Source organism: Streptomyces kanasensis, assembly GCF_043077165.1.
In the GTDB taxonomy this organism is placed as follows: domain Bacteria; phylum Actinomycetota; class Actinomycetes; order Streptomycetales; family Streptomycetaceae; genus Streptomyces; species Streptomyces changanensis.
Genome location: NZ_JBIBSF010000004.1, coordinates 329,753 through 352,301 on the forward strand (window position 1 = coordinate 329,753; position 22,549 = coordinate 352,301).

Below are 22,549 nucleotides of genomic sequence, written 5' to 3' on the forward strand. Positions count from 1 at the left end.
GTAGCGCCCCGGCGGCACCCCCGCCGACACCCGTGCGGGCGCCTGCCGGGCCCCGCCCTGCCCGCCCCGCCGTCGTGCCTGCCGGTGGCCTTCGGACGGCCCCCGCCGACACCCGTACCCGGGACGCGGTCGGCTCCCGTACCGGCGTCTGCCGGGTCCCCCCGTCCCCGCCGACGCGCCCGCCGCGCGTCCGCCGACGCGCGCACCGACACCCCCCGCCGGTGGCCTCGGGACGGCCGTCGCCGCGCGCTCAACCGCCGCCGCCGCCCCCCTCCTTGAGGCGCAGCACCGTGGTGACCGTGTGGCGGGTGGTGCCCTGGGCGACTTCCACCTCCAGTGCGGGCGGTACCGACCGGTAGGCCACCTCGCCCAGCCCCACCGCCGTCGCCGTGCCGCCGTCGCCGGCGGGCAGGGTCCGCAGCACCGCACCCGCGCGGGCGCGCAGCGGCGGGGTGAGGGGGCTGGAGACGACCGGGGTGTCGTCGTCGGGCAGGACCAGTACGAGGGCCGCCGGGCGCTGCGCCGGACCGGTGAAGCCGACCACCACCGCGTCACGCGTGTCGGTGTGCCGCAGCTTGCGCCACGCGCGCGCACCGCCCTTGTACGCCTCGTCGAGCCGCTTGACGACCAGCCCCTCGACCCCGATGCCGGGCAGGCTGTCGAACCAGTCCCGCGCGGTGTCCGGGTCGGTCGTCATCGGTACCGCCTGGAGCGGCGGGCCGAGCCCGTGCAGCAGTCCGACCAGCCGTTCGCGCCGCCGCGCGTACGGGCGCGGGCGCAGGTCGGCGCCGTCCGCGGCGAGCACGTCGAAGGCGGCGTACGAGGCGGGCAGCCGCCTCGCCAGCGCGGGTGCCCGGCCCGGCGTGGCCGCGGCCCGGCCCTGTACGGCGGCGAAGTCGGTCCGGCCGCCGGTCCACACGACGACCTCCCCGTCGAGGACGGTCCCCTCGGGCAGGGCCAGCGCCGCCGCCGCGAGGTCGGGGAAGGCGGCCGTGACCAGGCGGCTCGACCGCGCCTGGAGTGCCACCTCGTCGCCCGCCCCCCGGAAGAGCACCATCCGGTGGCCGTCGAACTTCGGTTCGTACGCCAGGCGGCCGGGGTCACGCGGCAGGGTGCCCACCGCACGGGCGAGTGCCACCCGGACGGGTGGGACGACGGGCGCCCTCACGGTTCCGGCACCGACCCCGCGCCCACGTGGTCGACCAGCGGGCGCAGGAGGTCGCCGTACCGCCGGACGCGCGGGGGAAGGTCGTCCGGGAGGAAGACGAGGGCGCCCGGCTCGCCGCACGCCTCGACCTCCTCCCAGGTCACGGGCGTGGAGACGGTCGGGGCGGGGCGGGCGCGCAGGGTGTAGGGGGCGGCGGTGGTCTTCGCGGCGGCGTTCTGGCTGTGGTCGACGAAGACCTTGCCGGGGCGCAGCGCCTTCGCCATCCGGTGCACGACGTGCCGCGGGTGCTCGGCCTCGGCCTCGACCGCGAGCCGGCGGGCGTAGGCGGACACCGTCTCCGAGGGCGTCGGCTCGACCGGCACGTACAGGTGCAGCCCCTTGGCGCCGGAGGTCTTCGCGTACGCGGTCAGTCCGTCCCGGGCGAGGCGCTCGCGCAGCCACAGCGCGACGCGGCAGCACTCGACGACGGTGGCGGGGGCGCCCGGGTCGAGGTCGAAGACCATCCGGTCGGCGACGGCCGGCTCCCGCGCCCGCCACTGCGGGGTGTGGAACTCGACCACCAGGTTCGCCGCCCACATCAGCGACGGGAGGTCCTCGACCACCACCTGGCGGGCGCCCGGGTCCTCCGTCCGGGGGACGGGCGCGGTCCTCACCCAGTCGGGCGTGCCGGGCGGCGGGTTCTTGGTGAAGAACAGCTGCCCGTCGGGGCCGTCCGGGTAGCGCAGGAAGGACAGCGGCCGGTCCCGCAGGTGCGGCAGCAGCGCCTCGGCGACGGTCGCGTAGTAGTGCAGGATCTCGCCCTTGGTGGTCCCCGTGGCGGGGTGGATGACCTTGTCCAGGTTGCTGAGCGGGAGGCGCCGCCCCTCCACCTCCGTGATCGGCGTCATAAGATGAGAATCCCACGATTCCTGCACGAAAGGGACGAACCGTGCGGTCCATCTGGAACGGGGCGATCTCCTTCGGGCTGGTCAGCATCCCCATCAAACTGGTGAACGCGACGGAGAACCGGTCGGTCTCCTTCCGGCAGGTCCACACCGAGGACGGCGGCCGCATCCGCTACCGCAAGGTGTGCGAGCTGGACGGCGAGGAGGTCCCCTCGGCGGAGATCGGCAAGGCGTACGAGGAGGCCGACGGGACCATGATCCCGATCACCGACGAGGACCTGGCCTCCCTGCCGCTGCCCACGGCGAAGACCATCGAGATCGTCGCGTTCGTACCGGCCTCCCAGATCGACCCGCTCCAGATGGACGCCGCCTACTACCTCGCCGCGAACGGGGTCCCCGCCGCCAAGCCGTACACGCTGCTGCGCGAGGCGCTCAAGCGCAGCGAGCGGGTCGCCATCGCGAAGTTCGCGCTGCGCGGCCGCGAACGGCTCGGCATGCTCCGGGTGGTCGACGACGTGATCGCCATGCACGGCCTGCTGTGGCCGGACGAGATCCGCCACCCGGAGGGCGTCGCGCCGGAGACGTCCGTCACCGTCCGCGAGGCCGAACTGGACCTCGCCGACGCCCTGATGGACACCCTCGGCGAGGTGGACATCGAAACCCTCCACGACGACTACCGCTCGGCGGTGGAGGAGCTCATCGCCGCCAAGGCGGAGGGCGGCTGGGAGGTCCCGCGCGAGACGGCCCCGGAGAAGGGTGCCCAGGTCATCGACCTGATGGCGGCCCTGGAGAGCAGTGTGCGGGCGGCCCGCGAGGCGCGCGGCGAGGAGTCGGGCAGCGGGTCGGCGGCGGAGCCCGGCCCGGACGCGGACGCGCGGCCCGGCGGGGAGGGGGGCGGCGGGGAGTCGGCGTCCGTCACCGAACTGCCCTCCCGCAGGACCCCGCCCCGCGCCCGGAGCGCCCCCAAGCAGGGCGGTGCCCGCAAGTCGACGGCGCGGACGGCCAAGGAGGCGGAGGAGCCGCCGGCCCGCAAGTCCACGGCGAGGACGGGCCGGACGGCGGCGAAGAAGACCACCGAACGCAAGACGACGGGCGGCACGCCGAGGAAGACCACCGGCAAGGCGGGCGACAGGGCGACGGGCACGGCGGCCGGCAACGACAAGGCGGGCGGTACGGCGGCCAAGGCGACCGGCGGGAAGGCCGCGGCGGGCTCGGCCCGCAAGTCCGCGACCGGGACGGGCGGCAAGTCCACGGCCAGGACGACCGCGAAGAAGACCGCCACCCGCAAGCGCTCGGCCTAGCGGAGGCTTCCGCTCAGGAGCCGGACGGGCGGGGCGGCGTGCCCCGGGCGACGCGGAGGCGCCCGCCCTCGTACTCGGGGACCAACTCGACCTGCACCTGATGGGTGGTCTGCCGGTCCACCTGGCCGCCCAGTTCGGCCGTGACCACACCGATGCGCAGCCCGCCGCGACCCGAGGCCGACCGGTGCACCTGCACCGAGAACTCCAGGTTCACCCTCTCCACGGTGAACCCCAGGGGGCGGCCCTCGGCGTCGTCGCGGGCCTTCTCCAACTCCCCGCGGATGTGCCGGACCACCTCGGCGAGCTCCACGAAGTCCTGACCGTCCGACACCCCGCACCCCCGTACGTCGCCGTCCCCCGCCGCCGGCGCGACCGTCAGCGCCGTCAGCCTCGTCATCGCCGTCCGTCAAGTATGGGGCAGAAGAGGGCCCCGCGCGTATAGTTTCGCACCATGGTGGCCGCCGGGGGTGTCAGCGCCGATCCTTCCTCGAACCCGTCCTCGAAGACCCCGCCCTGGGCCGTCCGCATCCGCTGGGAGAACGGCGAGATCGCGGGCGCGGGCGTCCTGTTGAGCCCCGACCGGGTCCTCACCTGCGCCCATGTCGTCGACCCCGGGGCCCGGGTGACCGCCGAGTTCGTCGGCGCCCCCGGCGGCGCCGTCCCCGCCGTCACGGCCTGGGCCGATCCGGACGCGTACGTACCGGAGACCCGTGACGCCGACGGTGACCCCAGCGGCGACGTGGCCCTGCTCCGGCTCGAACACCCCAGGCCCGCCCACGAACCGGTCTCCCTCCACCGGCTCTCCGCACCCCACCGCACCGTGCGGATGTACGGCTTCCCCTACGAGCACAACGGCGGCATCTGGTTCCGCGCCACCATCATCGGCGGCTGCGGGCGGGACGGCCAGGTCCAGCTGGGCCCGCAGACCCCCGGCGAACTGGCGAGCCCCGGGTGCAGCGGCGCCGGGGTGGTGGACGACGCGACCGGCAAGGTCATCGGCATCGTCCTCACCGGCCTGCGCGACCGGCACGGCAACTCCTTCTCCTTCATGAGCCCCGCCGAGACCATCGTCCGGCACCTGCCGCGTGTCGCCGCCTGGACCCTGGGCCGCACCGCCGTCGACGACCGGCTCCGCTCCCGTACCGGAGAGCCCCCCGGGCCCGCCCTCGACGAGCCGTTCGCCCAGCGCCTCGCCGACTGGCTGCGCGGCGACGGCGACCAGGTGAAGATCAGCCTGGTGCGGCCCGGCGACCACGCCCGCGCCGTCACCCTGCGCCGCGCCATCACCCTCGCCGACCGGGAGTTACGCACCACCGCCTCCGTCGACCGGGCCTCGCTCGACCCGCCCGGAACCGTCCCCTCCGCCGGCGGCCACGACCTCGCCCTGGACGCCGCCGACTCCACCGCCGAGCGCATCGCCGAGCGGATCGCCGAACGCATGGGCCTGTGGCAGCACCCGGCCGACCCCGCCACCGACCGGATCAGGTCGGGCGGCGTCCCCCTCACCCTCGTCCTCGTCGGCGTCGACCGGGCCGTGGACCCTCCCGCCCTGCTCGACCTCCTCACCGTCCTCAGGGCCCGCGGCAGCCGCCTCCTGCTGGTCTTCCGCGAACCCGGCCCCTGCTACGAACGCGCCTGGACCGACCTCGTCGTCCGCCCGGAGCAGGAGCGCTGCGCCCGTCTCGTCGCCCGGCTGCGCCGACTCACCGGGCCGCTCGCCGAGAGCCTCGGCGACGCCATGGCCACCGTACGGACCGACGACCCGCAGGCCGTCCACGACGCCCTGTACCGGGCGGGCGGCGCCCTCCACATCCTCAGCCGCGCCCAGGAGCTCGCCGGCGTGGCCGACGGGCCGGACCTCGCCGCGTTCGAGCGGCTCACCGACCGGCTGTCCGCCCGCCTGACCGAGGCGGCCGACCGGCTCGACGCCTTGTGCCGCCGCCGCGGGGAGCTCGTCGGCCGCCTCGACGGCTACCGCGCCCTGCACCAGGGCGTCACCGAGGGAGGGGAGGACCTGGAGGTGGACGAGCACCACCGCCGGGCCCACCGGCTCCTGCACGCCAGGCCGTGCGACGTCCGGGCGGCGGAGGAGGCGGTCGAGGCGTACACGCGGCTCGTCGAGGGCCGCGACCGGGAGCGACGCGAGCGGGAGGGACGGGAGCGGGAGGGACGGGAGCGGGAAGGACGGGAACGGGAAGGACGGGAACGGGAGGGACGGGAGCGGGAGGGACCCGTTCGCCACGACCGCGCGCGGGAGGCGCGGGCGCGGGACGACCGCGAGCGGCAGCGACTCCTCCGCGACGGCCGCGGTCCGGAGAGACGCGAGCGGGGAGGTGCGGCGCCCGCATGACCAGCCCCCGACCCGCGCCCTGCCCGCGCGCCGGCTGCTCCGGCGCGGTGATGGTCACCGGCTTCTGCGACACCTGCCACCGCCGCCCGCCGGCCGCACCGGCACCCACCGCCCCGGACCCGACGCTGCCCGACCGGTCCGCGCCCGGCCGGTCCGGCACCCGCCCGGACTCCGCCGGCCGGGGCCCCGACGCCTCCGGGCCCCGGCCCGGAACCGGACCCGGGCCGGCTCCGTACGGGCCCGGGGGCAGCGCCGCCGCACTCGACCGGGACGGCCTCGTCCTGCTCCCGCACATCCCCGCCCCCGACCCGGGGACCGCCGCCGGCACCACCGCCCGACCGCCCACCGGCGGTCGCCGCTGCGGCTTCCAGAACTGCACCGGCACCATCGGCATCGGCTACGACGGCGAACCCGCCCCGGACCACGGCTTCTGCCCGGAGTGCGGCAGGCCCTACTCCTTCGAGCCCCGGCTGCGCCCCGGTGACGAGGTCGGCGGCCACTACCGCGTCCTCGGCTACCTCGCGGTGGGCGGCCTCGGCTGGGTCTACCTCGCCGAGGACACCAAGGTCCCCGACCACCTCGTCGTCCTCAAGGGCCTCATCAACACCAGCGACGCCGTCGCCCGCCGCGCGGCCGTCGAGGAGCGCCGCTCGCTCACCACGCTCCACCACCGCGACATCGTCCGCATCATCACCTTCGTCCAGCACCAGGCGCCCGGCGAGGACGAGCCCACCGGCTACATCGTCATGGAGTACATCGCCGGCCGCTCCCTCGCCTGGATCCGCTACGCCCCCGACGAGGAGCTGACCGCCGTCTTCGGGCGGCCCTTCGGCATCGACCACGTGGTCACCTACGGCTGCAAGATCCTCGGCGCCCTGGAGTACCTCCACGAACAGGGCCTGCTGTACTGCGACATGAAGCCGGACAACGTCATCCACTACGGCCGCGACATCAAGGTCATCGACCTGGGCGCCGTCCGCCGCGTCGACGACCGCACCTCCGGGCTCGTCTACACCCGTGACTACGCCCCGCCCAAGCGGGAGCGCGACCAGCGCGGTTTCCGGATCGACACCGACCTGTACACCGTCGGCCGGACGCTCCAGGCCCTCGCCACCCGCGCCGCGCCCGCCTCCGGGCTCGCCGCCCGCTCCTTCGAGGCGCTGGTCCGGCGCGCGACCCACCCCGACCCGGCGGCCCGCTTCACCTCCGCGGCCGAGATGTCCCGCCAGCTGTGGGAGGTCCTGCGCGAACACCAGGCGCTCACCTGGCACGAGCCGTACCCCGAGCGCTCGACCCGGTTCGCCCCCACGGCCGTGCTCTTCGGCTCGGCGCTCGGCACCGTCCCGGCCCTGGAGCACTGGATCGCCGACCGCACCGCGCCGGCCGCCGACGGCTTCGACCCGGCCGCCGACCGCCGCGCGAGGACCGCAGGCCCCCGCGCCACGACCGCCCCGACCGGGGACCCGACCGGCGACCCGGCCCGGCACACGGGCGGTACGACCACCGGCGCGGGCGGCGCCACGACCACCGGCGCCGGAGGTGCCGCCGGGGGGCCGCCGCCGCTGCCCCTGGCGCCGCCCGACCCGCGGGAGGCCGCCCGGGGCCTGCCCGTCCCCATCCCGGACCCGGGCGACCCGGCCGCCGTACTCCTCGCCGGGCTCGCCGCCGACAGCCCCGCGCGCATCGCCGAGCAGGCACGCCGCGACCCGGCCCTCGCCACCGCCGAGGCCGCCCTCTGGCTCTGCCGCGCCTACGCGCGCGCCGGCGACCCCACCGAGGCCGGACGGTGGCTGCACGCCGCGCAGGGGCTGGGCGCGGGGGAGTACGACTGGCGGGTCTCCTGGCACCGCGGGCTCCTGCGGCTGACCGAGGGCCACGTACGGGCGGCGGAGGAGGAGTTCGCGGCCGTGTACGCCGCGCTGCCCGGCGAGTGGGCCCCCAAGCTGGCGCTCGGCCACTGCGCCGAGTACCTCACCGCCGACGAGCGGCGGACCGACGGGTACGAGGACTACTACGACGCCGTCTGGCAACGCGACCGCACCCAGGGCAGCGCGGCGTTCGGGCTCGTCCGCGCCCACCTCCGGCGCGGCGACCGGCAGGCCGCCGTCGCCGTCCTCGACGGGGTGCCCACGACGTCCCGTCACCATGACGCCGCCCGCATCGCCGCCGTACGGGTGCTCGCCGGCCGCCTGCCCGACGGCGGCCCCACGGTGGGCACCCTGTGCGAGGCGGTCGCCCGGCTCGACGAGATGGGCCGCGCGGGGGAGCGGGACGCCGCCTGGGACCGCCTCGTCACGGAGGTGCGGGAGAACGCCCTGGCCTGCCGCCCGCCGGGCGGCTGGGGTCCCGGTTTCCCGGCGGGGGAGCTGCTCGGACCGCGGGACGACGGGCGGGCCCCGCGCGAGCTGCTCTCGCGTTCCCTGCGGAACCTCGCCGACCAGGCACAGGACGGGGCCACCCGCGCCGACCTGCTGGACCGCGCCTACGCCGCCCTCCCCGAGCCCCGTCTGCGGCTCGTACCGACGGGGTGGCGGAGGCGGAAGGCGACGACGGCCCCGGGGTGAGGGCCGCAGGGGAGGACGAGGAGCACGACGGGAGCACGACACCGCGACAGCGCCACGTCGGCGTGGACACACCGACACAGGCGCGACGACACAGGCGCAACGGCGGTGACACGACGGCGGTGACACGACGGCGGTGACACGACGGCGGTGACGCCACACGGGAACGCCACCACGGGGACGCGACGAGGGGGGACGCGACGGATGACACCGGGGAGCACGGCGGACGACGGCACGGCGACGGCGACGGCCGGCCTGGAGATCAGCCAGTGGAAGTACCTGACCGCCGAGGCGCGCGAGCACGAGATGCACGTGGTGCTGACCGTCCGTGTCGACGGCACGGGCGCCGCGGCCGGCGCCACGGGCACCGCGGCCGGCGGCCGCGACGGGGCGGACGGCGCTCCGCGCGCGGCCCCGTTGCTCGCCGAGGTCCTGGTCGTCGACTGCTCCAGCTCGATGACGTGGCCGCCGGAGAAGTTCCGGGCCGCCCGCCAGGCCGCCGCCGCGGCGATCGGGATGCTGCCGAACGGCACGCCGTTCGCCGTCGTGCAGGGCACCGAGACGGCCGCCATGGCGTACCCGCCGACGGAGGGGATGCCGGCGGCGTCCGAAGGCCACCGCCGACGCGCCGACCTGGCCCTCCACGGCCTGGTCGCCGCCGGGGGCACCTGCATCGGCGCCTGGCTGGACCTCGCCCGCCGGCTGCTCGCCGCCCGGGACGCCCCGATCGGCCACGTCCTGCTGCTCACCGACGGCCGCAACCAGCACGACGAACTGCTGCCGCTCGACGACGTCCTGGACGCCTGCGAAGGCCGCTTCGTCTGTGACGCCTGGGGCATCGGCGACGGCTGGGACGCCCGGGAACTGCTGAAGATCACCCGCCGGCTCCACGGCGGGGTAGGCGCCGTGCGCGAGGAGTCGGCCCTGCCCGCCGAGTACGAGAAGCTGACCGCCCGGCTCCTCACCAAGAGCCTCCCCGAGCTGGCCATCGACGTCACGCCCGTCCCCGGCACGGCGGTCCGCTACCTCAAGCAGGTCTTCCCCACGGAGACCGACCTGGAGCCCGCCGAGCCGACGGCACCGGGCGGGCCGTACCGCTACACCACCCGCGCCTGGGGCGACGAGACCCGCCGCTACCACCTGTGCCTCGCCGCCGACCCCGCCGGGCGGCCGCGCCGCGAGGACCTCCAACTGGCCGTCGTCTCGCTCGCCCTGCCCGGCGCCGCCCGGGGCGTGACCCTGCCGCCGCCGCAGCCGTGCGTCGTCCACTGGACGGAGGACCCGGCCCTGTCCCGGCACACCGACACGCAGGTCGCCCACTTCCAGCTGTTCGGGCAGCTCGGCCAGGCCGTCGCGGCCGCCGCCGACGCCTACCGGCGGGGCGACCGCGACCGGGCCGAACAGCACCTCGGGCACGGCGTCCGCCTCGCCCACACCGTCGGCGCGACCCGCCCCCTGGCCGACTTCGCACGGCTCGTGGAGATCGTCGACGCGGCCACCGGGCAGGTCAGGCTCCGGCCCGACCTCGCGCCCATCGACTTCGAGCACCTCATCACCGCCAGCAGCCACAGCACGTACGGCCCCGGAGCGGACGACGACACCGACCCCGCCGCCCCGGCCGACCGGCCCGGCCCCGCCGCCCCGGCCGACCGGCCCGGCCCCGCCGCCCCGGCACGTCCCGGCACCCCGGCCGCCCGTCCCGGCGTCGCCGACCGCCCCGGCGGCCCGCCGGGCCCCGCCGGTACCGGTACGGGTGCCCCCGCCGGGGGCGGCGGTACCGCCACCGTCCCCTGCCCGGCGTGCGGCGCGCGGGCACCGGTGACCGGCCGCTTCTGCCCGCGCTGCGGCCACCGCTTCCAGGAGCGGCCGTGAGCACCACCCCCCGGGACCTCACCCGCAGACTCCGGTGGCTGCTGCTGCTCGGCACCGCCACGACCCTGGTCCTCTTCGGCGCCTTCCGGGCCGTGCACCACGACGCCGTCGGCCTCGCCACGGCCAGCGCCCCCGGCGTCCTCGCCGTCGACACCGCCGAGCACGCCCTCGGCCAGGCCCGCGCCTCCGTCCCGGAGGACGGCCTCCAGGAAGCCGGGACGGGCGGGTTCCACACCCAGATCTCCGTCGCCCACCAGGCCCTCGCGCTCGCCGCGTCCGAGAACGTCACCGGGCTCCCCGGCCGCCGCACCCTGCAGACCGCGACCGGGCTCATCTCCGTCTACTCCGGCTGGATCGAGCAGGCCAACCGCGAGCCCGACGACTCCGCGCTGCGCGGCGCCTACCTCCTGTACGCCGACCGCGTCCTGGACGCCCCGGGCACGGACGAGGACATCATGGGCCACCTGGGCGACCTGCGCGACGAGCAACTGGCCGTCGCCGAACGGCAGGCCGGGTTCGGCTGGCCCATGACCCTGACCTGGGCCGCGGCCGCCGCCCTGACCGCCGCGCTGCTCGGCGGCCTCCTGGAGGCACAGCGCTTCACCCGCCGCCGCTTCCGCCGCCCGGTGAACCCGCCGCTGCTCGCCGCGACCGTGCTGTGGACGGCCGGCGCGGCGGCACTGGCCACGGTCGTGCTCGGCACCCACGGCGACACGACCGCGTCGGTGGGCGAGCTGCGGGACCGGCACACCGGCGCCGGCATCGGGCACGCCGCGACCACCGTCGAAGGGCACCTCGCCGACGCCGGGCTGTGGGCGTCGCTGTCCGACGGCATCCTCGTCGCCGGGGTGGCGCTGGTGGCGCTGTCCGCGGCCGGCCTGCTGCCGCGCCTCACCGAGTACCGCCACCGGGAGCGCCGATGACCCGCCGCCGCACGTACACCGTCCTCGCCCTCTGCCTGGCCCTGGTCGCCGGCGGCGTCGTCGCCGGCGTGTGGTGGACGCACCGCTGGAAGGGCGCGGTGACCGTCCTCGGCAACTGGACCGGCGGCGACCGGGACCGGTTCCGCACCCAGGTCCTCGACCCGTTCGAGCGCGAGCACCGCATCCGGGTCATCTACCAGGGCAGCTCCGCCGAGAGCCAGGTGCTCGCCGCCGACGTGGAGGCCGGCACCCCGCCCGACGTGGTCATCATGCCGGGACCCGGGGAGCTCGCCGCGTACGCGGCCGCCGACCGGCTCAAGCCCCTGGACGGCCTGTTCGACCCGGACGACTACGCCGACATGTGGGCGCCGCGGGTGGCGGGCGGCGTCCACTGGGTGCCGGTGAAGGCCGACCTGAAGAGCATGGTGTGGCACCCCGGCGCCCTGGCCGAGGACGACGTCGCCCGGATCGCGCGGAACCCGCGCGAGTGGTGCCTGGCCATGGAGTCGGGTGCCACCTCCGGCTGGCCCGGCACGGACTGGGTGGAGGACGTCCTGCTCCAGCAGGCCGGCTGGGAGGTGTACCAGAAGTGGGCCACGGGAGACCTGTCCTGGACCGACCCCCGGGTGCGCAAGGCGTGGGCCACGTGGGGGGAGCTGGTCGGCGCCGGTGACGTCCGGCGCGTCGGGCCCGCGCTGCGCGCCGGCTTCCAGGACCCGTGGGGCGGCCCCGAGGCCGCCTGTGACGACGAACGGCTGGAGCACCAGGCGACGTTCGTCCGCGGCGGCGAGCACTGGACCGCGGTGCGCGGACAGTACGTCCACTCCCGCACCGTCGTCCCCGGCGCCCGCGCCGCCGCGCCCGCCTGGGAGGTCTCCGCGGACCTCGCTGCCATGCTGCGCGACACCCCGGAGGCACGGGCGCTGATCCGCCACCTCGCCGACCCGGCGACGGCGCAGCTCGGCTTCACCGCCAACCGGTCCGTACCGGGGGGTGCGTACGACGACGACCGCACGACGACCCGCATCGACGCGACCCTGCGGGGCCGGGGCACCATGCGCTGCTGGGACGCCTCGGACGCCATGCCTCCGGCGATGCGCGACGCCTTCCACCGGGCCGTCCTGCGCTACCTCGCCGAGCCCCGGCAGCTGGGGGAGCAGCTCGCCGTCCTCGACCGGGTCCGCAACCGCCAGACCATCCCGTGGCTCCCCCCGGTCTGCGGCAGCGGCTGACGCCCCGGGGCTGGGTGCCCCCTGCCGCCCCACGCCCGACGCCAGCGCGGGCCCCACGCCCGACGTCAGCGCGGGCCCGACTTCCTACCGCATGCCCGACGCCTCCGCACCCGCCCGACCCCTCAGCGCATGCCGACGGACCGCCGCAGTGCCTCCCCGGCGAGGGTGACGGCCGCGTCGTGCGTGGCCCGCGCCAGCATGTCCGTACGGATGGGCCCGCCCTGGGCGAGGTGCCGGTCGTACGGCAGCGGCAGCACCGTCACGCCGGGCTCCCGCAGGTGCGCGACGGCCGTCTTCAGGTCCAGCGTCATGTCCGGGGCGTTCGAGGTCAGCGCGACGACCGTGCTGTCGATCGCCCGGTGCGGCAACCGCGACAGCCAGTCCAGCACCACCCGCGTGCCGTTGACGCCCTCGGCGGTCCGCGGCGCCACGATCACGCGGGCGTGCGCGGTGTCCATCGCCGTACGGGCGACCGCCCCCGGCAGCGTCTCGCAGTCGACGACCGTCACCGCGAAGTGCCGGCGCAGCGCCAACGAGACGGTCCGGTACGTCGGTACGTCCAGCGGCGGGCCCACACGCCCCTGGCTCGCGGGGAGCAGCCACCCGCCGTCGGGCACGGGGACGAGGTAGCCGGTGATGTCGTTCAGGTCCATCGCGGGGGTGAGGATCCGCGCCAGCTCCGGACACGACCAGCGCACCGACGGGGCGCCCATCCGCACGGCCAGCGTGCCGAGCGCGGCGTCCGCCTCCAGCGTCAGCACCGGGTCGGGCCGCAACTGCGTGAAGGTACGCCCCAGCAGCGCCGCCACGGTCGACTTGCCGACCCCGCCGCGGATGGACGTCACGGCGATGACCCGCCCCGCCGGCACGGGCAACCGCACCTCACGCCCGCCGCGGACCTGGGCGACGGCCTCCTTCGCGGCGGGCGACGCCAACCCGCGCAACGACTGCCCGACGCGCCGCACCGCGGAGTCCCCGTGCTGCGGCCGCCCGAGCGCGGACGCGAGCCGCGCGTCGACGGTCGGCACCGACTCCGGGGCCGGCAGCGCCACGTACGGCCTGCGCGTCAGATGGTCGCCGTGGGTCATGCCGTACTCCTAAGCGAAGGTGCCGGGGACACCGGGGCGAGCGGGAACGCCCGGCCGCGCACAGCCCGCGTCGACACCCCCACTGCACTCACGCGTTCGAACCTACCACCGCCCCCGACACCCCCTCAGAGCCCGCCGACGAGCACCGACCGCACCCTGCGCGGGTTCAGCCGGCGGCAGCCCCCTCGGCGCCCTGCACCTGCTCCAGCAGCTCGTCCTTCTTCATCGAGGACCGTCCCTCGACGCCCAACTGCCGGGCGCGCTCGTACAACTCGTCCCGAGTGAGCCCGGTGAGGTCACTCCGCCCCGCCCCCTCGCCCCCGCCGGCGTCCCCGGACCCCCCGGCCAGCTCCTCCGCGCGCTGCTCGGCGAACTCCTCGCCCATCGTCCGCAGCCGCTCCTCGTCGAAGGTCTCGCCCAACGCGGGCAGCAGGTCCTGCTCCTCCTCCTCGACGTGGTGGCGCACGGCCTCCACCCACTTCCCCAGCTCCCGGTCGAACTCCTCGCTCTCCCAGTCCAGCCCCAGCAGCCGCCGGCCGAGCTCCTCCGCCTCGTGGTGCTCCTCGGTGGCGTGCTCCACCTCGTCCTTCTCCCCGGCCTCCTTCACGAGCGCCGGGTACACGTGCTTCTCCTCGGCCCGGCTGTGCGCCTCCAGCATGGCGACCGCCAACGGCAGCGCCAGCGGCCGCACACTCCGCTCCTGCTCCATCATCGTGAAGAGCCGCTCCAGCTCACGGTGATCGGTCTTGATCATGGTGACGACGTCCTCGGCCACGACAGGCCCCTTTCGTCCGAGACGAACAACCACCCTCCGCATGTCCCGAACCGCGGACCTGAACCCGGTCGAGTCGCCTCCCCTCCCCGAACGGAGCACGACGGCCCGCACCCCGGGGCAGCGACCGGTCACCGCTCCCCGGACCGACCGAACGGGTACGCGCCGACGGTCACCACACCGAGCCCGTGCAGAGCGAACACCACGAGCCCCGGGTGCCCACCTCCTTGCCACCGCCACTCAGGACCACGACGCCCAACGGCACCGAGGGCGCGAAGCTGCCGATACGAGTTCGGCGCCGTGGCCCGTCCCTTTTTCACCCTGGGCGGGATCGAGCGCCGACTCCGGCGCTGCCTGGGGCGCGTCTACGGCGAGGCCGACGCGCAGAAGGCGCAAGAAGACGACGTCGCTCGCAAAGAAGATGTTCGCCTCCTGGACAACGAGGAACGCCGGGACAAGCTCGACTGGCCCCTCGTCGACAGAGCCCACTTCATCGGGCTGCTCGGCCGTGAAGGACGTCCGCAACACCGTTATGCACGACAACGCGCCGTCCTTCAGGGTCGAACAACACGATCCGCTCGACAGCTCCTTCTCGATGCTGCGCCTGTACGACCCTGGCTACCGGGCGACCGATATGGGCTCGACCACGTGACGTGCCGTTCCGGCCGGCTGCGCTCGCAAGAAGGAACGGAGCGCGGAGGCTCCGACCGAGGCCTCAACGGAGCGGAGCGGTCAGATCTTGATCACGGTCGCGCGTCCGCCGCAGAGGGCAGTGAGATCGTCTGGGTCAGAGGTGAGGATGGTGGCCGGGCCTGGTGCGGCCAGGGCGGTGGCGGTGAGCATGGCGTCGATGGCGTACTTGTGGCCGTGGAGGCCGGCGTCGGCGAGGAGCGTGGCGGCGTGACGGGCGATCGGCTCGGTGATCGGTTCGATGACCAGGCGGGAGAGCGTCCATTCCAGAGCCGGGCGGTTGACGCGGGGATGGACCACTTCCACGAGGGTGGCCGCTGAGGTGATCACACGCAGGTCGTCGGCGCGGGCCAGGGCCAGCCAGGCAGTGACCGTACGGTCGCGCAGGACGGCCTTGGCGAGTCCTTCGCTGTCGAGGACGAGCGTGCCGCCGGGGACCGCGGGGGAACGGGTCACGCTGCGTCCGTTCCGCGCTGCGCCTGCTCGCGCCGTGCCTGGGCGAGCTGGTCCCGCAGGGACTGGATCTCTTCGTCCGTGACGGGTCCGTGCTCGGCCTGGGCGACGGTGAGGAGCTCGTTGAGGTTGTCGCGTTCGATCTGGCGGGCGACGGCCGCAGCCACGTAGGCGGACAGACCGGAGGGGCCGCTGCGGGCCTTGGCCGCCTCGGCGATGTCGCGTGGCATGGTGATCGAGTACTTGCCGGTGGGCTCACTCATGCGATCTATCCTACCTGTGATCCTCCCCCCACTGCCTTTCCTTCTGGCATGGCTGCCGCAGGCGACGCGTTCCTCCTGCAGAGAGGCGGTGGCGGTCAGGCGGAATCGGCTGGTCAGGTACGAGGTACTCCCGGAGGGGGCGTGGGCCGACGGGCGTGCTGTCCCCATAGCCCCGCCGAGGGCACGTGACGAGGGACGAGGCGGACGTCAGGGCGCCGGCCGACCGGCTCGGGCCAGGTGTCCAACCAGGTCGGCCCGCGGGTCGTCGCCAACCCGGAGCAGGCGCGGAATCTCCCGACGGCGGTTTCCCGTGTGGGTGGATGCCGACGTGCCCGCGGCCGTCGCCTCGTGACTCTGTTCGCCGCCATGTACGTCGGCGGGCTCCGGCCGGCGGAGGCGGTCGGCCTGGTCGAGACGGACTTGAACCTCCCCGGCCACGGCTGGGGTTCGGCGCTGCTCCACCGGACCCGTCCGTCCGTCGGCAAGCAGTGGACCGACTCGGGGGAGACCCATGACGACCGCGGGCCGAAGAACCGGCCGGCCGAGGACGTCAGGCGGGTTCCCATCCCGCCCCACCTCGCGCCGTGCTCCGCGAGCACCTGGACACCTTCGGCACGGCGGACGACGGGCGGCTGTTGGAGCGGGTGTACAGCGTTGCTCGTCATCGTCAGGCTTGGGCTCGGGCCTGTGTCGGTGGCCCCGCGGCGGGACGATCCCTGTCGGGCGGGTGCGACCAAACGCGAAGACCCCGGCCTCAGCGTTTCCGCTGGTGACGGGGTCTTTGGGCACCTCATACAGGGTGCCCCCGGCAGGATTCGAACCTGCGCACACGGCTCCGGAGGCCGTTGCTCTATCCCCTGAGCTACGGGGGCGTCCGCCGTGTTTCGCGGCGACGGGTAGAACCCTACCAGCTCCCGACGGGTGCCTGTGAACAGGTATTTCGGGGGGTCGGGTGGCCTGTGGTCGCCCGCGGTGGGCGGAAGTGGCGAAAACCCGGACGCGGGGGCCGGACGACACCTACTCTCGAGTTGTGTCAGGCGTGTCCGGTCGGGTGCTGGTTGTGGACGACAACCGGGTCATCCGGCAGCTGATCAGGGTCAACCTCGAGCTGGAGGGCTTCGAGGTGGTGACCGCGGCCGACGGTGCCGAGTGTCTGGAAGTCGTCCATCGCTTCCAGCCCGACGTCGTGACGCTCGACGTGGTCATGCCCCGCCTGGACGGGCTGCGGACGGCCGCCTCGTTGCGCGGGGACGCGCGGACGCGGCACGTGCCCCTCGCGATCATCAGTGCGTGCAGCCAGGCCGAGGTCGAGAGCGGTCTCGACGCGGGCGTCGACGCCTTTCTCGCCAAGCCCTTCGAGCCCGCCGATCTCGTACGGCTGGTGCGGCGGTTGATGCCGCCTCCGATGGACGGTCACCGCGGGGCCGGCCACGCGGGCAGTTCCTGCGGTTGATCACCGCCCGGGGCCGGGCCACCGCCGGGGGCGGGGGTTGGCGCTGGGGTCGGCTGAGGGGCGGTGTCCGGGTGGGGGAGCGGGCTGACGGGAGGTGGGGGCGCCTTCGTGTTCGTCGGGGGTTCGCCTGCGCGTCGACCCGGTTTCATGTGCCGTGACCGTGGTGCGGTTCTCGACGTTCCAGGGTGTGTTTTTGCTGGTCAGAGACTTTTCGTGGACGTTCGTGGGCGGGGTGTGGCCTGGATCGTTCGGCGTCCGGTGACCAGATCGCGAAACCGGTTCGCGTACCCACCCCCCTCCTCGCCTACGCTTGTCCCGTGACCCCCGCGGACCTCTCCCTCACCGTGCTGCGCGCCGTGCGTCGCGCGATCGGTGACGGCGCGCTGCGCGTGGCCGACGTCCCCGCGCGGGTCGTCGTCGAGCGGCCCCGACCCGGGGGCCGCGGGGACTGGGCGACGAACGCCGCCCTCCAGCTCGCCGGCGCCGCCGCGCTGCCGCCCCGGCAGGTCGCCGAGGTCCTGCGCGAGCGGCTCCTCGACGTGCCGGGCATCGCGGCCGTCGACATCACGGGCCCCGGGTTCCTCAATCTCACGCTGCGGGCCGGCGCCCGCGCCGACGCCGACCGGCTGCTGGTGCGCCGCGTCCTCGACGAGGGTCCGCGGTACGGGTACGGGGACGCCCTCGCCGGGCTGCCCGCGGACGAGGTCGCCTTCCGGTCCACCCCCACCCCCGCCCCCGACCCCGTCGACGTCGCCGCCCGCAACGGCACGGTTCACGAGGGCTCGGTTCACGGCGGTGCGGGTTCCGACGGCACCGCCCCCGACGGCACCGTCCTCGACGGCACCGTCCTCGACGACACCGCCCACACCACCGCACCCGACGGCACCGCCCACACCACCGCCCTCGGCGAGGCGACCGCCCCCGACACCGACGCCCCCGCCGCTCCCGCCACCGCCCGCGTCGCCGTCCTCGCCGAGGCCGTCGTCGCGCTGCTCCGCTCGCAGGGCGCCCCCGCCCGCGTCAACCCCGGCGGCCGGCGGCTGCACGCCGTGCCCGCCCACTACGACGTCGACGCCCTCCTCGGCCCCGACGCCCGCCGCTGGGCCCTGCTGCGGCCCGCCGCCCACGACCGGGTCCTCGACCCCGGGCCGCTGCTGCGCCAGGTCGAGGCGCCCGGCGCGCTCTTCACCGTCCAGTACGCGCACGCCCGCGCCCGCGCGCTCGTGCGCAACGCCGCCGACCTCGGCTTCGGCGGGAGGACGGACGGAGAGGCGGACGGAGGCGTGGACGGAGCGGAGGCGCAGGTCGGCCCGGGTGACGCCGCCCCCGCCGCCGCCCTCCTCGCCGCGCTCGCCGATCACCCGGCCGTGCTCCTCGCCGCCGCCCGGCAGCACGCGCCGGACCGGCTCGCCCGACACCTGGAGGCCATCGCCGACGCACTCCTGGGGTTCCAGCACACGGTGCTGCCCCGCGGGGACGAGAAACCCTCGGCCGCCCACCGCTCCCGGCTCGCCCTCGCCGAGGCCGCCGGCGCGGTGCTCGCCGGCGGCCTGTCCCTGCTCGGCATCAGCGCCCCTGAACACCTGTGAGAGCTGTGAGAGTGACATGAGCCGTTCCGCACACCCCGCCGGGCCCCGCCACGCCGACGTCCTGCCCGAAGGGCACTACACCGCGCCCCCCGCGGACCTGAACCACCTCGATGCCAAGGTGTGGTCGCGTACCGTGCGGCGCGGCGACGACGGCGTCGTCACCGTGGGCGGGCTGCGGGTCACCGACCTGGCCGAGGAGTTCGGCACCCCCGCCTACGTCCTGGACGAGGTCGACTTCCGGGCGCGCTGCCGCGCCTGGTCGGACGCCTTCGGCGCGGACGCCGACGTGTTCTACGCCGGCAAGGCGTTCCTCTCCCGGGCCGTCGTGCGGTGGCTGACCGAGGAGGGCTTGAACCTCGACGTCTGCTCCGGCGGCGAGCTCGCCACGGCGCTCTCCGCCGGCATGCCCGCCGAACGCATCGCCTTCCACGGCAACAACAAGACCCCCGACGAGATCCGGCGGGCCGTCGAGGCGGGCGTCGGGCGGATCGTCCTCGACTCCTTCCAGGAGATCGCCCGCGTCGCGCACGTGGCCCGGTCCCTCGACCGGCGCCAGCGCGTGCAGATCCGGGTGACCGTCGGCGTCGAGGCCCACACGCACGAGTTCATCGCCACCGCCCACGAGGATCAGAAGTTCGGCATCGCGCTCGCCGGCGGGCAGGCCGCGGAGGCCGTGCGCCGCGTCCTCGGCCTCGACTCGCTCGAACTGGTCGGCATCCACTCGCACATCGGGTCCCAGATCTTCGACATGGCCGGGTTCGAGGTCGCGGCGCGGCGCGTCGTGTCGCTGCTCGCCGCGGTGCGCGACGAGCACGGCGTCGAGCTGCCGGAGATCGACCTCGGCGGCGGGCTCGGCATCGCGTACACCCCCGACGACGACCCGCGCGAACCGCACGAGATCGCCAAGGCGCTCGGTGAGATCGTCACCCGCGAGTGCGAGGCCGCCGGGCTGGCGACGCCGCGCATCTCCGTCGAGCCGGGGCGCGCCATCGTCGGCCCCACCGCGTTCACGCTGTACGAGGTCGGCACGGTCAAGGAGCTGGAGGGGCTGCGCACGTACGTCTCCGTCGACGGCGGCATGTCCGACAACATCAGGACCGCCCTGTACGACGCCGAGTACAGCGTCTCGCTCGTCTCCCGCGCCTCCGACGCCGCGCCGGTGCTCTGCCGGGTCGTCGGCAAGCACTGTGAGAGTGGCGACATCGTCGTGAAGGACGCCTTCCTCCCGGCCGACCTCGCGCCCGGGGACCTCATCGCCGTACCGGCCACCGGCGCGTACTGCCGCTCCATGGCCAGCAACTACAACCACGCTCTGCGCCCGCCCGTCGTCGCCGTCTCCGACGGTGCCGCGCGGGTGGTCGTCCGGCGCGAGACGGAGGAAGATCTCCTGCGTCTCGATGTCGGTTGATGAAATAGATGTCTCAGGATCCGGACGGGTGGGGAGAAACTCCCGTCCGGTGAGTGAGACTGGAACACCGTAGAAATACGTAGAAGGACAGGAAACGAGGTCGGATGATGCGTACGCGTCCGCTGAAGGTGGCGCTGCTGGGCTGTGGAGTGGTCGGCTCAGAGGTGGCGCGCATCATGACGACGCACGCCGACGACCTCGCCGCGCGCATCGGCGCGCCGGTCGAGCTCGCCGGCGTGGCCGTCCGCCGGCCGTCCAAGGTCCGCGAGGGCATCGACCCCGAGCTGATCACCACCGATGCGACGGCCCTGGTGAAACGGGGCGACATCGACGTCGTCGTCGAGGTCATCGGCGGGGTCGAGCCGGCCCGCACCCTCATCACCACGGCCTTCGAGCACGGTGCCTCCGTCGTCTCGGCGAACAAGGCGCTCCTCGCCCAGGACGGCGCCGCGCTGCACGCCGTCGCCGAGGAGCACGGCCGCGACCTCTACTACGAGGCCGCCGTCGCCGGTGCCATCCCGCTGATCCGCCCGCTGCGCGAGTCCCTCGCCGGCGACAAGGTCAACCGCGTCCTCGGCATCGTCAACGGCACCACGAACTTCATCCTCGACAAGATGGGCAGCTCCGGGGCCGGCTACTCCGAGGCACTCGACGAGGCCACCGCCCTCGGGTACGCCGAGGCCGACCCGACCGCCGACGTCGAGGGCTTCGACGCCGCCGCCAAGGCCGCGATCCTCGCCGGCATCGCCTTCCACACCCGGGTGCGCCTCGACGACGTGTACCGCGAGGGGATGACCGAGGTCACCGCCGCGGACTTCGCGTCCGCGAAGCGCATGGGGTGCACCATCAAGCTCCTCGCCATCTGCGAGCGCGCCGCCGACGGCGGGTCCGTCACCGCGCGCGTCCACCCGGCGATGATCCCCCTCAGCCACCCGCTCGCCTCCGTCCGCGGCGCGTACAACGCCGTCTTCGTCGAGTCCGAGGCGGCCGGGCAGCTCATGTTCTACGGTCCGGGCGCCGGCGGTTCGCCGACCGCGTCCGCCGTGCTCGGCGACCTCGTCGCCGTCTGCCGCAACCGCCTCAACGACGCGACGGGCCCCGGCGACTCCGCGTACACGCAACTGCCCGTGAGCCCCATGGGCGAGGTCGTGACGCGGTACCACATCAGTCTCGACGTGGCCGACAAGCCGGGTGTCCTCGCCCAGGTCGCGACGGTCTTCGCCGAGCACGGCGTATCCATCGACACGGTGCGCCAGCAAGGTCGACCAGACACGGACGGCGAGGCGTCCCTCGTCGTCGTCACCCACCGCGCGCCCGACGCCGCCCTCAACGGGACCGTCGAGGCGCTGCGCAAGCTCGACACCGTGCGCGGTGTCGCCAGCATCATGCGGGTTGAAGGGGAGTAGGACCCATGACCACCAAGGGCACCCACCAGTGGCGCGGCATCATCGAGGAGTACCGGGACCGCCTCCCGGTCACGGACACGACGCCCGTCGTCTCGCTCCGTGAGGGTGGCACGCCGCTCGTCCCGGCCCAGGTCCTCTCCGAGCGCACGGGCTGCGAGGTGCACCTGAAGGTCGAGGGGGCGAACCCCACGGGCTCCTTCAAGGACCGCGGCATGACCATGGCGATCACCCGCGCCAAGGAGGAGGGCGCCAAGGCGGTCATCTGCGCCTCCACCGGCAACACCTCCGCCTCCGCCGCCGCCTACGCGGTGCGCGCCGGCATGGTGTGCGCGGTCCTCGTCCCGCAGGGCAAGATCGCCCTCGGCAAGATGGGCCAGGCCCTCGTCCACGGCGCGCGGATCCTCCAGGTCGAGGGCAACTTCGACGACTGCCTGACGCTGGCCCGCGGGCTCTCCGACAACTACCCGGTCGCGCTCGTCAACTCGGTCAACCCCGTGCGGATCGAGGGTCAGAAGACCGCCGCGTTCGAGATCGTGGACATGCTCGGCGAAGCACCCGACATCCACGTCCTGCCCGTCGGCAACGCCGGCAACATCACCGCGTACTGGAAGGGGTACACCGAGTACGCCCGGGACGGCGTCGCCGGGCGCACCCCCCGCATGTGGGGCTTCCAGGCGTCCGGCTCCGCCCCGCTGGTCCGCGGCGAGGTCGTCAAGGACCCGTCGACCATCGCCACCGCGATCCGCATCGGCAACCCGGCCTCCTGGGACTTCGCGCTCGCCGCGCGCGACGAGTCGGGCGGCTTCATCGACGAGGTGACGGACCGTGAGATCCTCCGCGCCTACCGGCTGTTGGCCGCGCAGGAGGGCGTCTTCGTCGAGCCGGCGTCCGCCGCGTCCGTGGCCGGCCTGCTGAAGGCCGCCGAGCAGGGCAAGGTCGACCCGGGCCAGACCATCGTCTGCACCGTCACCGGCAACGGCCTCAAGGACCCGGACTGGGCGGTCGCCGGCGCGCCGCAGCCCGTCACGGTCCCGGTCGACGCCGCCGCGGCGGCGGAGCGCCTCGGCCTCGCCTGACCCCCTGCCCCGCGGGCCCCGGCACCCGGGGCCCGCGGGGCGGTACGGCCGCCTCCGCCG

The 22,549-nt window shown here is 75.0% G+C and carries 19 protein-coding genes and 1 tRNA gene; 12 read left to right on the top strand and 8 right to left on the bottom strand.

Going from position 1 to position 22,549, the window contains the following annotated elements; translation table 11 throughout:
* Positions 1–250: 250 nt before the first annotated feature.
* Together ACF053_RS13135 and ligD are read right to left on the bottom strand one after the other, a co-directional pair.
* Positions 251–1,138: an ATP-dependent DNA ligase gene (locus ACF053_RS13135; RefSeq protein ID WP_391953944.1), complete on the bottom strand. Its 888-nt coding sequence runs from the start codon at positions 1,136–1,138 to the stop codon at positions 251–253.
* Positions 1,139–1,164: 26 nt separating this feature from the next.
* The gene (gene ligD, locus ACF053_RS13140; protein ID WP_391953945.1) at positions 1,165–2,055 is read right to left on the bottom strand and encodes a non-homologous end-joining DNA ligase; all 891 of its coding nucleotides are present in this window, start codon (positions 2,053–2,055) and stop codon (positions 1,165–1,167) included.
* A 41-nt stretch (positions 2,056–2,096) separates the two neighbouring features.
* Here ligD and ku point away from each other — a divergent pair, with 41 nt between their 5' ends.
* Entirely contained in the window at positions 2,097–3,353 is a 1,257-nt protein-coding gene (gene ku / locus ACF053_RS13145; RefSeq protein ID WP_391953946.1) for a non-homologous end joining protein Ku, read from the top strand.
* Positions 3,354–3,366: 13 nt separating this feature from the next.
* Here the strand turns inward: ku and ACF053_RS13150 are convergent, their stop codons facing one another.
* Entirely contained in the window at positions 3,367–3,750 is a 384-nt protein-coding gene (locus ACF053_RS13150) for a trypco2 family protein (RefSeq protein ID WP_391953947.1), read from the bottom strand.
* A gap of 54 nt (positions 3,751–3,804) precedes the next feature.
* On the opposite strand from ACF053_RS13150, the gene ACF053_RS13155 reads away from it, so the two are divergent.
* The 5 genes from ACF053_RS13155 to ACF053_RS13175 all read left to right on the top strand — a co-directional run bounded on the left by ACF053_RS13155 (position 3,805) and on the right by ACF053_RS13175 (position 12,291).
* A complete protein-coding gene (locus tag ACF053_RS13155) occupies positions 3,805–5,703 on the top strand; it encodes a trypsin-like peptidase domain-containing protein (RefSeq protein WP_391953948.1) in 1,899 nt (632 codons plus the stop codon).
* The gene (locus tag ACF053_RS13160) at positions 5,700–8,267 is read left to right on the top strand and encodes a serine/threonine-protein kinase (RefSeq protein WP_391953949.1); all 2,568 of its coding nucleotides are present in this window, start codon (positions 5,700–5,702) and stop codon (positions 8,265–8,267) included. The genes ACF053_RS13155 and ACF053_RS13160 overlap by 4 nt, the downstream gene beginning before the upstream one ends.
* 201 nt (positions 8,268–8,468) lie before the next feature.
* The gene (locus ACF053_RS13165; RefSeq protein ID WP_391953950.1) at positions 8,469–10,136 is read left to right on the top strand and encodes a VWA domain-containing protein; all 1,668 of its coding nucleotides are present in this window, start codon (positions 8,469–8,471) and stop codon (positions 10,134–10,136) included.
* Positions 10,133–11,059, top strand: coding sequence for a hypothetical protein (locus ACF053_RS13170; protein WP_391953951.1), 927 nt, complete (start codon positions 10,133–10,135; stop codon positions 11,057–11,059). Before ACF053_RS13165 ends, ACF053_RS13170 begins: the two co-directional genes overlap by 4 nt.
* Complete coding sequence (locus ACF053_RS13175; RefSeq protein ID WP_391953952.1) at positions 11,056–12,291, top strand: ABC transporter substrate-binding protein; 1,236 nt, start codon at positions 11,056–11,058, stop codon at positions 12,289–12,291. Before ACF053_RS13170 ends, ACF053_RS13175 begins: the two co-directional genes overlap by 4 nt.
* A 122-nt stretch (positions 12,292–12,413) precedes the next feature.
* Here ACF053_RS13175 and ACF053_RS13180 read toward each other — a convergent pair whose 3' ends face one another.
* Both ACF053_RS13180 and ACF053_RS13185 read right to left on the bottom strand, forming a co-directional pair.
* Entirely contained in the window at positions 12,414–13,379 is a 966-nt protein-coding gene (locus ACF053_RS13180; RefSeq protein WP_391953953.1) for a type VII secretion protein, read from the bottom strand.
* Positions 13,380–13,545: 166 nt separating this feature from the next.
* Complete coding sequence (locus ACF053_RS13185; RefSeq protein ID WP_391953954.1) at positions 13,546–14,154, bottom strand: hemerythrin domain-containing protein; 609 nt, start codon at positions 14,152–14,154, stop codon at positions 13,546–13,548.
* A 505-nt stretch (positions 14,155–14,659) separates the two neighbouring features.
* Between ACF053_RS13185 and ACF053_RS13190 the strand changes: the two genes are divergently transcribed.
* A complete protein-coding gene (locus ACF053_RS13190) occupies positions 14,660–14,803 on the top strand; it encodes a hypothetical protein (RefSeq protein WP_391953955.1) in 144 nt (47 codons plus the stop codon).
* Between the two features lie 80 nt (positions 14,804–14,883).
* Here ACF053_RS13190 and ACF053_RS13195 read toward each other — a convergent pair whose 3' ends face one another.
* The 3 genes from ACF053_RS13195 to ACF053_RS13205 form a co-directional block, all read right to left on the bottom strand.
* Positions 14,884–15,297, bottom strand: a complete 414-nt coding sequence (locus ACF053_RS13195) for a PIN domain-containing protein (protein WP_391953956.1) — start codon at positions 15,295–15,297, stop codon at positions 14,884–14,886.
* The gene (locus tag ACF053_RS13200; RefSeq protein WP_391953957.1) at positions 15,294–15,557 is read right to left on the bottom strand and encodes a CopG family transcriptional regulator; all 264 of its coding nucleotides are present in this window, start codon (positions 15,555–15,557) and stop codon (positions 15,294–15,296) included. Before ACF053_RS13200 ends, ACF053_RS13195 begins: the two co-directional genes overlap by 4 nt.
* 800 nt (positions 15,558–16,357) lie before the next feature.
* Positions 16,358–16,429: transfer RNA gene (locus ACF053_RS13205), tRNA-Arg, on the bottom strand.
* A gap of 110 nt (positions 16,430–16,539) precedes the next feature.
* Here ACF053_RS13205 and ACF053_RS13210 point away from each other — a divergent pair.
* The 5 genes from ACF053_RS13210 to thrC all read left to right on the top strand — a co-directional run bounded on the left by ACF053_RS13210 (position 16,540) and on the right by thrC (position 22,489).
* Positions 16,540–17,010 (top strand): response regulator, encoded by a 471-nt coding sequence (locus ACF053_RS13210; RefSeq protein WP_391953958.1) that lies wholly within the window; start codon positions 16,540–16,542, stop codon positions 17,008–17,010.
* Between the two features lie 317 nt (positions 17,011–17,327).
* A complete protein-coding gene (gene nrtL / locus ACF053_RS13215) occupies positions 17,328–18,599 on the top strand; it encodes an ArgS-related anticodon-binding protein NrtL (protein ID WP_391953959.1) in 1,272 nt (423 codons plus the stop codon).
* A gap of 16 nt (positions 18,600–18,615) precedes the next feature.
* The gene (gene lysA / locus ACF053_RS13220; protein WP_391953960.1) at positions 18,616–20,007 is read left to right on the top strand and encodes a diaminopimelate decarboxylase; all 1,392 of its coding nucleotides are present in this window, start codon (positions 18,616–18,618) and stop codon (positions 20,005–20,007) included.
* A 107-nt stretch (positions 20,008–20,114) separates the two neighbouring features.
* Positions 20,115–21,413: a homoserine dehydrogenase gene (locus ACF053_RS13225; RefSeq protein WP_391954103.1), complete on the top strand. Its 1,299-nt coding sequence runs from the start codon at positions 20,115–20,117 to the stop codon at positions 21,411–21,413.
* Positions 21,414–21,418: 5 nt separating this feature from the next.
* Entirely contained in the window at positions 21,419–22,489 is a 1,071-nt protein-coding gene (gene thrC / locus ACF053_RS13230; protein ID WP_058943711.1) for a threonine synthase, read from the top strand.
* Positions 22,490–22,549 lie beyond the last annotated feature (60 nt).